The following is a 15,335-nucleotide window of genomic DNA, read 5'->3' on the forward strand; positions in this document are numbered from 1 at the left end:
TAAATAAAAAATTTGAGGAGCACATCGATGCGCGTCATTCTGCTGGGAGCTCCCGGGGCCGGTAAAGGTACTCAGGCAAAGTTCATCACTGAAAAATTTGGCATCCCGCAAATCTCCACAGGCGACATGTTGCGCGCAGCTGTGAAGGCCGGAACCGAGCTGGGCCTGATCGCCAAGAGCGTCATGGACAGCGGCGGCCTGGTCTCCGACGACCTGATCATCAACCTGGTCAAAGAGCGTATTAGCCAGCAAGACTGCAAAAACGGCTTCCTGTTCGACGGCTTCCCGCGCACCATTCCGCAAGCTGAAGCCCTGGTCAAAGCCGGTGTTGAACTGGACCACGTGCTGGAAATCGCCGTAGAAGACGAAGAAATCGTTCAGCGCATTGCTGGCCGCCGTGTTCATGAAGCGTCGGGCCGTGTGTACCACATCGTCTACAACCCGCCAAAAGTGGAAGGTAAAGACGACGTGACCGGTGAAGACCTGGTTCAGCGTAAAGACGACACCGAAGAAACCGTGCGTCATCGCCTGTCGGTCTACCACTCGCAGACCAAGCCGCTGGTGGAGTTCTATCAGAAGCTGTCCGCTGCCAACGGCAAGCCGAAGTACAGCCACGTTGAAGGTGTGGGTTCGGTTGAAGCCATCACCGCCAAGGTGCTTGCAGCACTGAGCTGATCGTCGATTTGCTCTGATACAACAGCCCGCTTGCGGGCTGTTGTTGTTTATACTGCTGCACTTTTTTAATTCTGATTCTGACGGGAACACCGATGAGCACCTTGCTGGCCCTGGATACCGCGACTGAAGCTTGCTCTGTTGCCTTGCTGCACGATGGCAAGGTCACGAGCCACTACGAGGTGATCCCGCGCCTGCATGCGCAAAAGCTGTTGCCGATGATCCAGACCTTACTGGCTGATGCGGGGGTTGAACTGTCGGCGGTCGACGCCATTGCGTTCGGTCGCGGGCCGGGTGCGTTCACCGGTGTGCGGATTGCCATCGGCGTGGTCCAGGGGCTGGCCTTCGCACTGGAGCGCCCGGTGTTGCCGATTTCCAACCTCGCGGTGCTGGCACAGCGTGCCCACCGTGAGCATGGCGCTACTCAGGTCGCGGCCGCGATCGATGCGCGCATGGACGAGGTGTATTGGGGCTGCTACCGCGCAGACGCGGGTGAGATGCGCCTGGTGGGCGCTGAAGCGGTACTGGCGCCTGAAGCCGCGCAACTGCCTGAAGACGCCAGCGGTGACTGGTTTGGCGCGGGCACCGGCTGGGGCTATGCCGAGCGCCTGAACCCCACGCCGTACGCCCTCGAGGCTGGCATGTTGCCACACGCGCAAGACCTGCTGACCCTGGCCCGTTTTGCCTGGGACCGTGGCGAAGCTATCGTTGCAGACGAGGCGCAGCCGGTGTACCTGCGCGACAAAGTCGCGACCCCCAAAGCCCGCCCCTGAACGGTTCGCTCCTTTGCAGTGCGAGCGGGTGTACAGCACCCGCCCGGCCTCCTCGATAGGCGCGCAGCCTATGCCCGGCCTGCCAGCATCTACACTGATTGACAGCAGGCTTTAAACCTTTTCAGGGTTTTGCAGTCTAGTGTTCACTTGGGCAATTGCTTAGTTCGGCCGGTGCCGCTAAATTGCCATCATTGCTACCGAGCTTGCAGTCATGCGTATAGACGGCTTTTCCTCACAGTCCTACCCGATCAAGCGCAAGCCGCGTAAAGGCAATGCGCTGGTTGACGAGTCGGTGGAAGACAGTGAAATCGTCTTTGAAAACGCGCCGCAACCTTCCCGGGCCTCGTCCTCGGGCGAACGTGTCAGCCAAGTGCCTGCGCGTCAGCAAGACATGATTTTTCAGCGGGTGATGAACAGAAAAGTCGCCAGCGCCCTGACCAGCTACCTGACCACCGCCGGTTTTGTTGAGTGGGACACCGAAGTGTTGGGGCTGGACCTGTACATTTGAGCCATGACCCACCCTTTACTCCCGTATTACCTCGGTTGCCCGTCCTGGAGTGATCACTCCTGGCGCGAAGGCCTGTACCCGCAGAATGCGCGATCCTCGCAATTTCTCAGCCTGTACGCCCACGTGTTCAATGCGGTCGAAGGCAATACCACGTTCTACGCCAACCCCAAGCCGAGCACTGTCGAGCGCTGGGCGCAGAGCCTGCCCGAACACTTCCGTTTTACCGCCAAGTTGCCACGTGAGATCAGCCACGGCGGTGATTTGCGCACCCAACAACCTGCCGTCGACGCCTTCTTGCAGCTCATGCGGCCCCTGGGAGCGCGTTTCGCCCCTTTGTGGCTGCAATTGCCTGCGAGCTTCGGCCCTGAGCGGCTCGCCGAGCTGGTGGGCTTTATAGACGCGCTGGAGCGGCCACTGGCCGTGGAGGTGCGTCATCCGGCGTTCTTTGACCGGGGCGACGCGGAGCGGGTGCTCAATCGGGTGTTGATGGACCGGGGCGTGGAGCGCATCTGTCTTGATTCACGCGCGCTGTTCAGTTGCACCTCCACCGACCCTGCGGTGCTTGACGCGCAATCGAAAAAGCCCCGCGTGCCGCCCCGGCCGGCAGCGTTTACCCAATGCCCGCAGGTGCGCTTTATTGGTCGGCCTGAGCTGCACGCCAACGATGAGTTTTTAGTGCCGTGGATTGAGAAGGTGGCGGGCTGGATCGAGGAGGGGCGCACGCCCTATGTGTTTCTTCATACGCCGGACAATCACTTGGCGCCTGAACTGGCGCGGCGTTTTCACGCGCAATTAAGCGAACGGTTACCGGGCTTGCCGGCATTGCCCACGCTGTATACCCCGCAAACCACCGAACAGCTGGGGCTGCTTTAAGCCGCCAGGCGCAGGTTGTTGACGATCAGCGGGCGTGCCCACGCCAGATCGAAGTCCATGGCCCGCTGTTGCTCGATCAGCGTCATGGCATCGAACGGTTCGGCGGGCTTGTCCAGCAAGTCCAGTTCGAACTCGGCAATCGGCAGGTGCAACGGACGCGGCGCGGGGGCCGGGCCCGGTTCAGGCAATGGATGACCGGCCGCCATCACGAGCGGGCGCACCCAGTGGCTGTCGAAGTCTTGTTGATGCTGTTGGGCAAACAGCTCATCCGGTGGATACGGCTTGGCAATGGGCGGCAGCAAATCCAGCTCGAATTCGGCGATCGGCAAGAACAGCGCTTCAGGCGGACGCAATTCGGTGTCTTTCACCTCGCAATGGCGCTGCGTCACGATGTTGCTTAGCAGGTCGCTGCCACCGCGCGGCTCGACGTCTTCCTCCACCTCAAGCGGCTCGGTGTCGAGCGCCACACATTCGTCAGTGCCGGACTGCTCGACCAATGCCTGGGCGTAGAAGTCCTTCCACAGGTGATTGACGCTGCCTGTGACTTGCGAATTGTGACGGCCAAAATCGCCAATGGGCGCGATAAAGCCTATCGATGTGGAATGAATGTCTGACATAGCTCTCGGTCGACGCCCGGGTCTGGCAAAATGCCGGATATTTCATTTATCGGCAGCGTTTGCCGATCATTAAATTTTTGAGCGTGTTTTTAAATGAGTGAGCAAACAGCGGGCTGTCGCATCATCGTCGAGGCACTGGACGAGGGGTCTCAAGCCTTGGCCGAGCAGTGGGCCGGGCGCCTCGGTTTGCCGATGGGCCAGGAGCAGGCCGAGTTCGCCCTGCAAGTGTCGGCCCAGGGTTTGCAGTTGCAGCAGTTGGGGCCGGATGCACCCGGCCCGGTGCGGGTTGATTTCGTGGAAGGCGGCGCGGCGCACCGACGCTTGTTTGGCGGCGGCACCGGGCAAATGATCGCCAAGGCGGTGGGCATCCAGCAGGGCGTGCGGCCGCGGGTGCTGGACGCCACGGCAGGGTTGGGCAAGGACGCGTTTGTTCTGGCCACCCTTGGCTGCGAAATGAGCCTGATCGAGCGCCAGCCCTTGATTGGTGCCTTGCTCGAAGATGGCCTGGCGCGCGGGCTGAATGACCGTGAGGTGGCGCCGATTGTGTCGCGCATGACGCTGCTCAAAGGCAACTCCATTGACGTGATGCGCAACTGGGAAGGCGAACCGCCGCAGGTGATTTACCTGGACCCCATGTTTCCGCATCGTGAGAAAACGGCATTGGTGAAGAAGGAAATGCGCCTGTTTCGCCCATTGGTGGGTGACGACAACGATGCGCCAGCCCTGCTGGAGGCCGCGTTGGCACTGGCCTCCCACCGTGTCGTGGTCAAGCGCCCGCGCAAGGCGCCCTGCATCGCAGGCCCCAAGCCGAGCCATGCGCTGGACGGCAAGTCGAGCCGTTACGATATTTACCCAAAGAAAGCCCTGAAGCCCTGACGGTCGTGACGCCAGCGCACTGCTGGCGAGAAGGCGTGCGTGAGGCGCTCAATCCCGGCGGTAAGCCCGCATAAACAGCGCCACCACGTCTTGCACGTGGGCTTCGGCTTCTTCTGGACTCAACGGGTCGCCGCAGCCATAGAGCACGCGAAAGTTCGGCGCGCCCTTGAGCAGGCAAAAAAAGTGCTCGGCCGCCTGATGGGGGTGGTTGAACTGCAACACGCCCAGTTGCTGGATGCGCTCCAGCAGGCCTTCCATCTCCCGCACCACACGGTGCGGTCCGGCCTCAAAGAAAATGTTCGACAGTTTTGGGTCCTGACTGCCCAGCGTCATCATCAAACGGTGCAGGTTCAGGGAGGCCTGGCTGTTAATCAGGGTATGAAATCCCCGGCCGATGTTGAGCAGCACCTGCTCGACCGGCACACCCTCAGGCAATGAAAAAAACAGGTCCGGCAGTTGTTCGGAGCACGTGGCCTTGATCGCGGCCGAGAACAGGTTTTCCTTGTCGGTGAAATGGCTGTAGACCGTCAGTTTTGACACGCCGGCGTGGCTGGCGACCGCGTCCATGCTGGTGCTGGCAAATCCTTTGCTCAAAAAAAGACATTTGGCCGCCTCAAGGATCGCATGGCGTTTGGCCATGTCCTTGGGGCGTCCGGCGGCATTGGGCATTAAAGGATGATCAGACATTTCCGTTTATTACTGGACTGGTGAGTTTGGTATTAATAACATGCCGGCCAGTATAAATATTCCAAGCCCCATAAGCGAAAGGTCGTCTCCATGTTGCGTCATGCCTTGCCCCGCGCTGTGCCTGTCTGTCTGGTGTTTTTGTTAGCTGCGTGCGGGCACGAGGAGCCTGTTCAGGTGAGCATCAGCCCCGCCATCGTGGTGCAACCTCAGCCTTCGGCAGTGGCCACCCAGAGTTATCCCGGCGAAGTCCGTGCCCGCTTTGACCCACAACTGGCCTTTCGTATTGGCGGCAAGGTCACTAAACGGTGGGTGGATGAAGGCGAACGGGTCAAGGCCAATCAGTCGCTGGCCGAACTGGACCCCCAAGACGTTCGCCTGCAACTGGAAGCCACCCGCGCTCAGGTGGCGGCCGCGCAGGCCAACCTGAGCCTGGTGCGATCGGAGCGCGACCGCTACAAAACCCTCTTGGAGCGGCAGATGGTCAGCCGCTCGCAGTTCGATAACGCAGAAAACCTCTACCGTGCGGGCGAAGCCAAGCTGCAGCAGCTTAAGGCTGAACAGGATGTGGCCAGTAATCAGGCCAGCTACGCGGTGCTGCGCGCCCCGCAAGATGGCGTGATTGCCCAGCGCCAGGTGGAAGTCGGGCAAGTCGTGTCGGCCGGTCAGACCGTTTTCTCGTTGGCCGCCGACGGAGAGCGTGACGTGTTGATCAGCCTGCCCGAACAGGCGTTCGGCCGTTTCAAGATCGGGCTGCCGGTGTCGGTTGAGCTGTGGTCACAACCCGGTCAGCGTTTCAGCGGGCGGATTCGCGAACTCTCACCTTCGGCTGACACCAAATCCCGGACCTTTGCCGCGCGCATCGCCTTCACGGCGGGCCAAGTGCCTGCTGAGTTGGGCCAGAGTGCGCGGGTGTTCATTGCGCAGGAGGGGGTGAATGCGTTGTCCGTGCCGCTGTCAGCCTTGAGTGCGGAAAACGGCGCGACGTACGTCTGGCGTGTGGGTCAGGGCAACAAGTTGCAGCAGGTGGCGGTGCGGGTTGGCCCGTATGGCCAGAGCAGTGTGCCGGTGCTGGAAGGGCTGACGCCCGCCGATTGGGTGGTGGCGGCTGGCGTGCATGTTCTGCACGACGGGCAAGAGATCCGGCCGATTGATCGCTCCAACCGAACGATCAATACCGCGGCGAAGGAGTAATACCCATGGGCTTTAACCTGTCTGCGTGGGCATTGCGCAATCGCCAGATCGTGCTGTTTTTAATGTTACTGCTGGCCATCGTTGGCGGGCTTTCCTACACCAAATTAGGCCAGAGCGAAGATCCGCCGTTCACCTTCAAGGCCATGGTCATTCGTACGCTGTGGCCAGGCGCCACGGCAGAAGAAGTGTCACGTCAGGTCACTGAGCGGATCGAAAAGAAGCTGATGGAAACCGGGGAGTACGAGCGCATCGTGTCGTTCTCGCGCCCCGGTGAGTCGCAAGTGACGTTCATGGCCCGGGACTCCATGCACTCCAACCAAATCCCCGAGCTGTGGTATCAGGTCCGCAAAAAGATCAGCGACATTCATCACAGTTTGCCGCCGGGGATTCAGGGACCGTTTTTCAACGACGAATTCGGCACCACATTCGGCAATATCTACAGCTTGAGTGGCGAAGGGTACGACTACGCGGTGCTCAAGGACTACGCCGACCGCATCCAGATCCAGCTGCAACGGGTCAACGATGTGGGCAAGGTCGAATTGCTCGGCTTGCAGGACGAAAAAATCTGGATTGAACTCTCCAACCTCAAGCTGGCCACCCTGGGGCTGCCCCTGGAGGCGGTACAAAAAGCACTCGAAGAACAAAACGCTGTCTCGACCGCCGGTTTTTTTGAGACACCGACCGAGCGTGTGCAACTGCGGGTCAGCGGTAATTTCAAAACGGTTGAAGAGATCGAGCGTTTCCCCATACGCGTGGGCGAACGCACCTTGCGCATCGAGGACGTGGCGGATGTACGCCGCGGGTTCAATGATCCACCCGCGCCGCGCATGCGCTTCATGGGGCAGGACGCGATTGGTCTGGCCGTGGCGATGAAAGACGGCGGCGACATTCTGGTGCTGGGCAAGGCGCTGGAGGCCGAGTTTTCCCGCCTCCAGAAAAACCTGCCCGCCGGCCTGCAATTGAGCAAAGTCTCGGATCAGCCGGCAGCGGTGAGCACCAGCGTCGGTGAATTCGTGCAGGTGCTGATCGAGGCGCTGGTGATTGTGTTGCTGGTGAGTTTTTTCTCGCTGGGTGTGCGCACCGGCATGGTGGTGGCGCTGGCCATTCCGCTGGTGCTGGCCATGACGTTTGCCACCATGCATTACTTCGGCATTGGCTTGCACAAGATCTCGCTGGGGGCTCTGGTACTGGCGCTGGGTTTGCTGGTGGACGACGCCATCATCGCAGTGGAAATGATGGCCATCAAAATGGAGCAGGGTTACGACCGGTTCAAGGCGGCGAGCTTTGCCTGGACCAGCACGGCCTTCCCGATGCTCACCGGTACGCTGATTACAGCGGCAGGCTTTCTGCCGATTGCCATGGCGCAGTCCAGCACCGGGGAATACACGCGTTCGATTTTTCAGGTGGTGACCATTGCGTTGCTGGCGTCGTGGATCGCGGCCGTGGTGTTCGTGCCCTACCTGGGCGCGTTGTTGCTCCCGGATCTGGCCAAGCGCCATGCCGCCCGACATGGTACGGGCGAGGGCGCTCCCGACCCCTACGGGACACCGTTTTACCAGCGGATCCGGCGCCTGGTGGAGTGGTGCGTGCGCCGCCGCAAAACCGTGATAGCCCTGACCGTGTTGCTGTTCATCGGCTCGGTGGTGCTGTTCAAGTTTGTGCCGCAGCAGTTCTTCCCGGCCTCCAGCCGTCTGGAGCTGATGGTGGACCTGAAACTGGCCGAAGGCGCATCGCTGAGCAACACCACTGAACAGGTACAGCGCCTCGAAGCCTTGCTCAAAGACCATCCCGGCATCGTCAATTACGTGGCCTATGCGGGTACTGGCTCACCGCGCTATTACTTGCCCCTGGATCAGCAATTGCCCGCGGCCAGCTTTGCGCAATTTGTGGTGCTGGCAAAGACCATCGAAGACCGCGAGCGCTTGCGCACCTGGTTGATCGATACGCTCAACGAGCAGTTCCCGACGGTGCGCTCGCGGGTCACCCGTCTGGAAAACGGGCCGCCCGTGGGTTATCCGGTGCAGTTTCGCGTGACCGGTGAGCACATTGAAGAGGTGCGGGCGCTGGCGCGTAAAGTGGCGGCCAAGGTGCGTGAAAACCCGCATGTGGTGAACGTGCACCTGGACTGGGAAGAGCCGAGCAAGGTCGTGTACCTGAACGTCGATCAGGACCGCGCACGGGCCTTGGGTGTCAGCACTGCCCACCTGTCGCGCTTTTTGCAAAGCACGCTGTTGGGCTCGACGGTCAGCCAGTACCGCGAAGACAACGAGTTGATTGAAATCCTGTTGCGCGGCACGCCCCATGAGCGCACCGAACTTGCGTTGCTGCCGAGTCTGGCGGTGCCCACCGATAACGGCCAGAGCGTCGCCTTGTCGCAGATTGCAACGCTGGAATATGGCTTCGAGGAAGGCATCATCTGGCACCGCAACCGTCTGCCCAACGTCACCGTGCGCGCCGATATTTATGGCAAGGAACAACCGGCGACCCTGGTGCAGCAGATTCTGCCCACCCTTGAACCGGTGCGGGCTCAATTGCCGGACGGTTACTTGCTGGACGTGGGCGGCACAGTGGAGGACTCCACACGCGGCCAGAACTCGGTGAAGGCCGGGGTGCCCCTGTTTATCGTGGTGGTGTTGACCTTGCTGATGGTGCAGCTGCGCAGTTTTTCGCGCATGGCGATGGTGTTCCTGACCGCGCCGCTGGGCCTGATCGGTGTGACGCTGTTCCTGCTGGTGTTCAATCAGCCGTTCGGGTTCGTGGCGATGCTGGGGACGATTGCGCTCTCGGGGATGATCATGCGCAACTCGGTGATCCTGGTGGACCAGATCGAGCAGGACAAAGCGGCGGGGCTGGATACCTGGCAGGCGATTATCGAGGCGACGGTACGGCGGTTCCGGCCGATTGTGCTGACCGCGCTGGCGGCGGTGCTGGCGATGATTCCGCTGTCACGCAGTGTGTTCTTCGGCCCGATGGCCGTGGCGATCATGGGTGGCCTGATCGTGGCGACTGCGCTGACATTGCTGTTTTTGCCCGCCCTGTATGCGGCGTGGTTCCGGGTGAAGAAAGGCTGACCCGCCTGGCTGTGCAAACCCTGCCGTCAGGTACGGCAGGGCTTGGCGCGGGTTGATCAGTGTGCCACTTGATCGACGCGCAGACGCAGCGGCTGCAGCGTTTTGGCGTTGAGGTCCACGCTGTTGCGTTCAGTGTTGATGAACAGCAGTTGGCCGTTGTCTTCAATGCGAGCGCTGATGGCATAAGTATGGCCGGGTTTGACGCTCGCCGGGTCATAGCGCAAGTGAAACGGCAGCGGGACCTGGCCTTTGACCGGGCCGCTTTGTTTGGCCAGCGTGACTGCCGGCGCGTCGGCCAGCGACACGTCCTGCAAGCTTACTTCCAGTGTGGCGGTGGGCGGCAGGGCGATGCGTTGTAGGTAGAACACTTCGCCGTCGAGGGTGGCTTGAGGTGTGGAGTTCATTGAGCTGCAGGCTCCGAGCAGGGCCGTGAGGCTGAGGATCAGGATTTTTTTCATAAAGAGGCTTCCCATCAGTAGGCATCAAGACGATGCGGTGAATAGGGCAAGCCTGCGTGACGCATAGGGCATCAGCACAGGCTTAACCGCGTTTTACAGGTGTTTCTCAAGCGAGAGCGGCGGGTGCTCCTGCTCATCGGCGTCTTCGGCCCGGTGCAGCGCCACTTGGCGGATCGATAGGCGAATCTCGGCAGGCAGTACGCGTTTGGCGGCGCCTTCGGCCAGCTCCCCGAGCAACGCGTGGTAGCTCAACTTGCCATTGGCATCGCGTCGCAACACGTCTTCTTCCAGCAAGGTCTGGATAAAGTGACGGAACAGGCTCTTGTCGAAAAACTCCGGGGCGTTCAGGCCGTGCAGGATCGACAGGCGCTGAGCCATCATCGTGCACAGGTCTTCCAGCTCCTCGGCGCTGAGGGTGTTTTGGCCGCTGTTAAGCAGCAGCGAAATGGCCATGTAAAAACGTTGCAGGGTTTGCGCGATGCTTTTGGACAGCAGCGTCAGCAACACAAAGTGCCGCGAACTGGGCGCCGGGCGCAGGTACACGTCATTTTCGAAGCGCAACAGACCTTGCTCGACAAAGGCCTCAAGCCATTGATCGACCACGCCGTCCAGCTCGTCCAGCGACCAGCGGATAAACAGCTCCGATTGCAGGTACGGGTACAGGGCGCGGGTGTATCGCAGGATCTGTTCGCGGGTCATGCGCGACGCGCTCTGGAAGAAACTGGCCAGCAACGACGGCAAGGCAAAGATGTGCAACACGTTGTTGCGGTAGTAGGTCATCAGGACGGCATTTTGCTCATCCAGGTACAGGATCTTGCCCAGTGCATCACTTTGTTCGGACAGCAGGTCCATGTCCTTCACGTGTTCAATCAGCGCCCGTCCGTCGCCTTCGGGCAAGGTGGTGTGCGGCGAATACGGCACGCGACGCAGCAACGCGAGGTACAGGTCCAGCACCCGCGCCATGGCGCGATCGTCCAGCGCCAGCTTGCTGGTGGAGAGCAACGCCAGCGCCACCAGATTGACCGGGTTGATCGCGGCCGCTTCGTTCAGGTGCTGCGCCACTTTCTCACCCAGACGATGGGTCGTGGCGTTCAACCATTCAGGACGATACGTCGGCCCCAATGCTTGCTGGCGCCAGTCCGGCTGCTCGTTGTCGAGAAACTCGGCCAGTTTGATCGGCTCGCCAAAGTTGACGGCCACTTGGCCAAAACGCTGCTTGAGGGCACCGATGACTTTGAAAATGTCGAAAATCGACTCTTTCTTCTTGCTCGCCCCGCGCAATTCGCCCAGGTAAGTACGGCCTTCAAGCACACGCTCGTAACCGATGTACACCGGCACGAACACGATGGGCATGCGCGACGAGCGCAGGAAGCTGCGCAGGGTGATGGCCAGCATGCCGGTCTTGGGTTGCAGCATGCGTCCGGTGCGCGAGCGCCCGCCTTCGACGAAGTACTCCACCGGGAAGCCCTTGGTGAACAAGGTGTGCAGGTATTCGTTGAACACCGAGGTGTACAGCGGGTTGCCCTTGAACGTGCGACGCATGAAAAACGCGCCGCCCCGGCGCAACAGGCTGCCGATGACCGGCATGTTGAGGTTGATCCCGGCCGCGATGTGCGGCGGGGTCAAGCCGTTGCGAAACAGCAGGTAGGACAGCAGCAAATAGTCGATATGGCTGCGGTGACAGGGTACGTAGATGATCTCGTGACCTTGCGCGACGTCTTGCACGCCTTCGATGTGGTTAACCTTGATCCCGTCGTAAATCTTGTTCCAGAACCAGCTCAGCACCACTTCCAGAAAGCGGATCGCGGTGTAGGTGTAGTCGGAGGCAATTTCGTTGGCGTAACGCAGCGCCTGGGCCTTGGCTTTGTCGGCCGAAATGTTTTCGCGCTGGGCTTCTTCGAGGATCGCCTGACGCACGGCCGGTTCGTTGATCAGGCCTTTGACCAGGTTGCGGCGGTGCGACAGGTCGGGGCCGATCACGGCGGTTTTCAGGTTGCGAAAGTGAACCCGCAGGATGCGCTGGGCCATGCGCACGGTGCGTTCGTGACCTTTGTTGTGGTCGACCAGTTCGCGCAAGTGAATGGGCGCAGAAAACTGCACGCGGGTCTTGCGCCCCAGAATCAGGATGCGCAGTAAACGGCGCAGACGCCCGGTAACGGCCCAGCTGTCGGCAAACAAGAGTTTCCAGGGGCTCGATTCGCTGTCAGGGGATTGGCCCCAGAACACGCTGACCGGGATGATTTGCGCGTCTTCGCCGGGGTGCAGTGTCAGGCTGTCCACGAGCCGGGTCAGGGTGGGCGGAGCGCCGCGCTTGTCCTGACGGCCCAGCCAGTCGGGCTCGGGCGTCAGGTAGAAGAACGCGGCTGGCTCGACCATCTGCCCGACGGCCACCGGCAGCACCGGGCGCGGCAGGCCCGCCTTGGTGCACTCGGCGTCGACCACGGCCAGTTCGGTAATGGAGGGCGTTTGCAGGACGTAGAACACCGGCCGGCTGCGGTCCAGATTCAGGGTGAAGGACGACTGATTAATGGTCTCCGAGCGTACCCACAGGTACAGCAAGCGACGCAGGGCGCCAAACACAAGACGGCGAAACGGGGAACGGGTCATACGGCTTCTGCATTAGTGGATTAAAACGAGTGTTTACTCGGTCGCGTAGTGTGCCGTATCTCTGGAAAATCGGCAAAAAAGCAGCGAACTAATATTGATTGAGTGTTTTTCTTGCTGACTTATACTCGGTGCTCTTTCGCCATGAAGTGTAAGACGTTTTCAGCAAACTATAAGTTCGAGCGAAAGTTCTCAACGGGCTGAATGAGCAAGCCCATTAAAAACAATAAGGGGATGCAAGTATGACGACGCGGTTAACCGGCAATGTGAAATGGTTCAACGACGCCAAAGGCTATGGCTTCATTCAGTGCGACGGTGGCGCTGATGTGTTTGTGCACTACCGCGCCATTCGTGGCGAGGGCCATCGCTCGCTGGCTGAAGGGCAGCAGGTTGAATACACCCAGGTCAAGGGTGACAAGGGGCTACAGGCCGAGGATGTGGTGGGCCTGTAATCGCCCCGTGTAGCCGCTGCTTCAGGCCGGGTTCCTAGCCGCAGGACTTGCCCCGCTGGCCTGTCCCGTCCTGCAGCAGCCGCTACGCGTTTGAGTGTTTCAGGAACCGGTTTTCCAGGTGATTTCTTCTTCACCGTCTGCGCTGATGCGAACCCAGCGGTCGGCGTCTGCTTCGCCCTGTTCTTCTGCCCAACTGCCCGGCGCGCACCGCACTTCGATGTTCAGTGCCGCAAACGCGGCCTTGGCGCAGGCGATGTCGTCTTCCCATGGCGTTTGGTCACTGTCCAGATACAGGCTGTTCCATTTGCCGACGGCTTTGGGAATCCATGTCACAGGCACGTTGCCCGCCGTGCATTGGTGCGTACAGCCTTTCTTCTTCCATTCCGAGCATTCGCCCAGAACGTCTGACAGCCAAGCTTCGACGTTTTTGTAAGTAACGTCGGAATCTTTCAGGTAAATCTCGATATCGGGCTGGCGCATGGATGTCCTCACTGCGTGTCTGAAAAATCCATTCGCGGATTAGTCGGGCCAAGGGGAGCGCCCTTGGCCGTTAAGTCGGTTATTGAAGCACGAAAAAATCGTAACGCATGGAGACGGTCACGATTAACGGCTCGGGGTGTTCGATGACGGCAGTGCGACGTTCGGCACTGGCGCGCCAGCCGTGGGGCGTCATGGCCAACAAGTTGGCGCGGTCCTGAGGCTCGCTCAAGTGCAGTTCAAACGACAGTGTTTCACTGTGTTGCAACTGCATGCCTTCGGGAATCAGCGCCAGGTGCTTGTCGTCGGCGTAATCGCGCACTTCGTCGTACAGGCGCTCACGCAACTCCATCAAGTGCCCGCGGGTCGGCCCGACACGCATCAAGCCGCCGCCGGGGCTGAGCAGGCGCTTGGCTTCCAGCCAGTCCAGCGGGCTGAAGACGCTGGCCAAAAACTGACAACTGGCGTCCGCCAACGGCACGCGGGCCATGCTGGCGATCAGCCAGATCAGCTGCGGGTTGCGTTTGCAGGCGCGTTTAACGGCCTCGCGGGAGATATCCAGCGCGTAGCCATCAGCGTGAGGCAAGGCTTCAGCGATTTGCGCGGTGTAGTACCCCTCGCCACAGCCGATGTCGAGCCAGCGTTGCGGCGCGCGCTCGGCTGCCAGTTCCGCCAGCCGCTTGGCCACGGGGGCGTAATGCCCCGCGTTAAGAAAGTCGCGACGGGCTTCAACCATGGCCTGATTGTCGCCGGGGTCGCGGCTGTTTTTGTGCTGCACCGGCAGCAGGTTCAGATACCCCTGACGCGCACGGTCAAAACGATGGCCTGCCGGGCAGACCACGCCATTATCGACCGCCGTCAGCGGCTCGGAGCAAATAGGGCAGGCGAGCATCAGGCGAGCAACTTGATCAAGGTTTGGTAGTAGATTTCGGTCAGCACGTCGAGGTCGCTGGCCAGCACGCGTTCGTTGACCTGGTGGATCGTCGCGTTGACCGGCCCCAGTTCAACCACTTGCGTGCCGAGGGTGGCGATAAAGCGACCGTCAGAGGTGCCGCCGCTGGTGGAGGCTTGGGTATCGCGGCCAGTCACTTGCTTGATGCTCGACGAGACGGCGTCCAGCAAGGCGCCCGGTTCGGTGAGGAACGGCAAGCCCGACAAGGCCCATTCGATGTGCCAGTCCAGGCCGTGTTTGTCGAGTATGTCAGCGACGCGCTGCTGCAACCCTTCGACCGTGGACTCGGTGGAGAACCGGAAGTTGAACACCGCGACCAGTTCGCCCGGAATCACGTTGGTCGCGCCGGTCCCCGAGTTGAGGTTGGAGATCTGGAAACTGGTCGGCGGGAAGAAGTCGTTGCCGTTGTCCCAGTGTTCGGCGGCCAGTTCGGCCAGTGCCGGCGCGGCCAGGTGAATCGGGTTTTTCGCCAGGTGCGGGTAGGCCACATGACCTTGCACGCCGCGCACCGTGAGCTTGGCGCCCAGAGAGCCGCGGCGACCGTTTTTAACCACGTCGCCCACCAGCGTCGTGCTCGACGGTTCGCCCACGATGCACCAGTCCAGACGCTCCTTGCGCGCAGCAAAACGCTCAACCACGGCTTTAGTTCCGTGGTGGGCCGGGCCTTCTTCGTCGCTGGTGATCAGAAAGGCGACCGAGCCCTTGTGGTCCGGGTAGTCCGCCACGAAGCGTTCGGCGGCCACCAGCATGGCGGCCAGGCTGCCTTTCATGTCAGCGGCGCCGCGCCCGCACAGCATGCCGTGCTCGTCGATCAGCGCATCGAACGGGTCGTTTTGCCAGGCTTGCACCGGGCCGGTCGGCACCACGTCGGTGTGACCGGCAAAGCACAGCACCGGGCCGTCATGACGACCGTGGGTGGCCCAGAAGTTGTCCACGTCTTCAATACGCATCGGTTCCAGTGTGAAGCCGGCATCACCCAGGCGCTGCATCATCAGCTTCTGGCAATCGGCGTCGATTGGCGTCACGGAAGGGCGACGGATCAGATCGCAGGCAAGTTGCAGGGTCGGCGAGAGGTCGGCGTGGGCCGTCATGGTGGTGGACTCCGAAGCTGGGCGTGTAAGGGC

15 protein-coding genes are annotated in these 15,335 nt (G+C 60.8%); 8 read left to right on the forward strand and 7 right to left on the reverse strand.

All coding sequences use genetic code 11. The annotated features are described in order from the left end of the window. Positions 1-27: 27 nt before the first annotated feature. The 4 genes from adk (at position 28) to BKD70_RS10465 (ending at position 2,826) form a co-directional block, all read left to right on the forward strand. Positions 28-675 carry an adenylate kinase gene (adk, locus tag BKD70_RS10450; RefSeq protein ID WP_047277258.1) on the forward strand — a complete coding sequence of 216 codons (648 nt, stop codon included), beginning with the start codon at positions 28-30 and terminating at the stop codon, positions 673-675. Positions 676-767: 92 nt separating this feature from the next. Then, the gene (gene tsaB / locus BKD70_RS10455; RefSeq protein WP_047277256.1) at positions 768-1,445 is read left to right on the forward strand and encodes a tRNA (adenosine(37)-N6)-threonylcarbamoyltransferase complex dimerization subunit type 1 TsaB; all 678 of its coding nucleotides are present in this window, start codon (positions 768-770) and stop codon (positions 1,443-1,445) included. A gap of 211 nt (positions 1,446-1,656) precedes the next feature. Next, a complete protein-coding gene (locus tag BKD70_RS10460; protein WP_047277254.1) occupies positions 1,657-1,953 on the forward strand; it encodes a hypothetical protein in 297 nt (98 codons plus the stop codon). A 3-nt stretch (positions 1,954-1,956) separates the two neighbouring features. Further along, complete coding sequence (locus BKD70_RS10465) at positions 1,957-2,826, forward strand: DUF72 domain-containing protein (RefSeq protein ID WP_047277252.1); 870 nt, start codon at positions 1,957-1,959, stop codon at positions 2,824-2,826. Here the strand turns inward: BKD70_RS10465 and BKD70_RS10470 are convergent. Further along, complete coding sequence (locus BKD70_RS10470; RefSeq protein ID WP_047277250.1) at positions 2,823-3,443, reverse strand: hypothetical protein; 621 nt, start codon at positions 3,441-3,443, stop codon at positions 2,823-2,825. The genes BKD70_RS10465 and BKD70_RS10470 overlap by 4 nt on opposite strands. A 93-nt stretch (positions 3,444-3,536) precedes the next feature. Here BKD70_RS10470 and BKD70_RS10475 point away from each other — a divergent pair, with 93 nt between their 5' ends. Next, positions 3,537-4,319, forward strand: coding sequence for a class I SAM-dependent methyltransferase (locus tag BKD70_RS10475; protein WP_047277248.1), 783 nt, complete (start codon positions 3,537-3,539; stop codon positions 4,317-4,319). A 48-nt stretch (positions 4,320-4,367) separates the two neighbouring features. On the opposite strand, the gene BKD70_RS10480 is transcribed toward BKD70_RS10475, so the two are convergent. Further along, complete coding sequence (locus BKD70_RS10480; RefSeq protein ID WP_047277246.1) at positions 4,368-5,006, reverse strand: TetR/AcrR family transcriptional regulator; 639 nt, start codon at positions 5,004-5,006, stop codon at positions 4,368-4,370. 90 nt (positions 5,007-5,096) lie between these two features. Between BKD70_RS10480 and BKD70_RS10485 the strand changes: the two genes are divergently transcribed. After that, positions 5,097-6,197: an efflux RND transporter periplasmic adaptor subunit gene (locus BKD70_RS10485; RefSeq protein ID WP_047277243.1), complete on the forward strand. Its 1,101-nt coding sequence runs from the start codon at positions 5,097-5,099 to the stop codon at positions 6,195-6,197. A gap of 5 nt (positions 6,198-6,202) precedes the next feature. Then, positions 6,203-9,268, forward strand: a complete 3,066-nt coding sequence (locus BKD70_RS10490) for an efflux RND transporter permease subunit (RefSeq protein ID WP_047277241.1) — start codon at positions 6,203-6,205, stop codon at positions 9,266-9,268. A gap of 56 nt (positions 9,269-9,324) precedes the next feature. Here the strand turns inward: BKD70_RS10490 and BKD70_RS10495 are convergent, their stop codons facing one another. Both BKD70_RS10495 and plsB read right to left on the reverse strand, forming a co-directional pair. Beyond that, positions 9,325-9,726 (reverse strand): YbaY family lipoprotein, encoded by a 402-nt coding sequence (locus BKD70_RS10495; RefSeq protein WP_047277239.1) that lies wholly within the window; start codon positions 9,724-9,726, stop codon positions 9,325-9,327. A gap of 93 nt (positions 9,727-9,819) precedes the next feature. Next, a complete protein-coding gene (gene plsB, locus BKD70_RS10500; RefSeq protein ID WP_047277238.1) occupies positions 9,820-12,333 on the reverse strand; it encodes a glycerol-3-phosphate 1-O-acyltransferase PlsB in 2,514 nt (837 codons plus the stop codon). Positions 12,334-12,572: 239 nt separating this feature from the next. On the opposite strand from plsB, the gene BKD70_RS10505 reads away from it, so the two are divergent. After that, positions 12,573-12,782 (forward strand): cold-shock protein, encoded by a 210-nt coding sequence (locus BKD70_RS10505; RefSeq protein WP_047277236.1) that lies wholly within the window; start codon positions 12,573-12,575, stop codon positions 12,780-12,782. A gap of 99 nt (positions 12,783-12,881) precedes the next feature. Here the strand turns inward: BKD70_RS10505 and BKD70_RS10510 are convergent, their stop codons facing one another. The 3 genes from BKD70_RS10510 to dapE form a co-directional block, all read right to left on the reverse strand. Then, the gene (locus tag BKD70_RS10510; protein WP_047277234.1) at positions 12,882-13,262 is read right to left on the reverse strand and encodes a hypothetical protein; all 381 of its coding nucleotides are present in this window, start codon (positions 13,260-13,262) and stop codon (positions 12,882-12,884) included. A 79-nt stretch (positions 13,263-13,341) separates the two neighbouring features. After that, entirely contained in the window at positions 13,342-14,151 is an 810-nt protein-coding gene (locus BKD70_RS10515; RefSeq protein WP_047277232.1) for a putative RNA methyltransferase, read from the reverse strand. Then, a complete protein-coding gene (dapE, locus tag BKD70_RS10520; protein WP_047277230.1) occupies positions 14,151-15,302 on the reverse strand; it encodes a succinyl-diaminopimelate desuccinylase in 1,152 nt (383 codons plus the stop codon). Before dapE ends, BKD70_RS10515 begins: the two co-directional genes overlap by 1 nt. Positions 15,303-15,335: the final 33 nt, after the last annotated feature.

It is taken from the genome of Pseudomonas sp. BS-2016 (genome assembly GCF_001806145.1).
GTDB classification, from domain to species: domain Bacteria; phylum Pseudomonadota; class Gammaproteobacteria; order Pseudomonadales; family Pseudomonadaceae; genus Aquipseudomonas; species Aquipseudomonas lundensis.

Coding starts and splice junctions, on each gene's coding strand:
- BKD70_RS10515 (WP_047277232.1), bottom strand. CDS start 14,151: ATGCTCGCCTGCCCTATTTGCTCCGAGCCGCTGACGGCGGTCGATAAT.
- plsB (WP_047277238.1), bottom strand. CDS start 12,333: ATGACCCGTTCCCCGTTTCGCCGTCTTGTGTTTGGCGCCCTGCGTCGC.
- BKD70_RS10460 (WP_047277254.1), top strand. CDS start 1,657: ATGCGTATAGACGGCTTTTCCTCACAGTCCTACCCGATCAAGCGCAAG.
- BKD70_RS10465 (WP_047277252.1), top strand. CDS start 1,957: ATGACCCACCCTTTACTCCCGTATTACCTCGGTTGCCCGTCCTGGAGT.
- tsaB (WP_047277256.1), top strand. CDS start 768: ATGAGCACCTTGCTGGCCCTGGATACCGCGACTGAAGCTTGCTCTGTT.
- dapE (WP_047277230.1), bottom strand. CDS start 15,302: ATGACGGCCCACGCCGACCTCTCGCCGACCCTGCAACTTGCCTGCGAT.
- BKD70_RS10475 (WP_047277248.1), top strand. CDS start 3,537: ATGAGTGAGCAAACAGCGGGCTGTCGCATCATCGTCGAGGCACTGGAC.
- BKD70_RS10490 (WP_047277241.1), top strand. CDS start 6,203: ATGGGCTTTAACCTGTCTGCGTGGGCATTGCGCAATCGCCAGATCGTG.
- adk (WP_047277258.1), top strand. CDS start 28: ATGCGCGTCATTCTGCTGGGAGCTCCCGGGGCCGGTAAAGGTACTCAG.
- BKD70_RS10470 (WP_047277250.1), bottom strand. CDS start 3,443: ATGTCAGACATTCATTCCACATCGATAGGCTTTATCGCGCCCATTGGC.
- BKD70_RS10480 (WP_047277246.1), bottom strand. CDS start 5,006: ATGTCTGATCATCCTTTAATGCCCAATGCCGCCGGACGCCCCAAGGAC.
- BKD70_RS10505 (WP_047277236.1), top strand. CDS start 12,573: ATGACGACGCGGTTAACCGGCAATGTGAAATGGTTCAACGACGCCAAA.
- BKD70_RS10495 (WP_047277239.1), bottom strand. CDS start 9,726: ATGAAAAAAATCCTGATCCTCAGCCTCACGGCCCTGCTCGGAGCCTGC.
- BKD70_RS10510 (WP_047277234.1), bottom strand. CDS start 13,262: ATGCGCCAGCCCGATATCGAGATTTACCTGAAAGATTCCGACGTTACT.
- BKD70_RS10485 (WP_047277243.1), top strand. CDS start 5,097: ATGTTGCGTCATGCCTTGCCCCGCGCTGTGCCTGTCTGTCTGGTGTTT.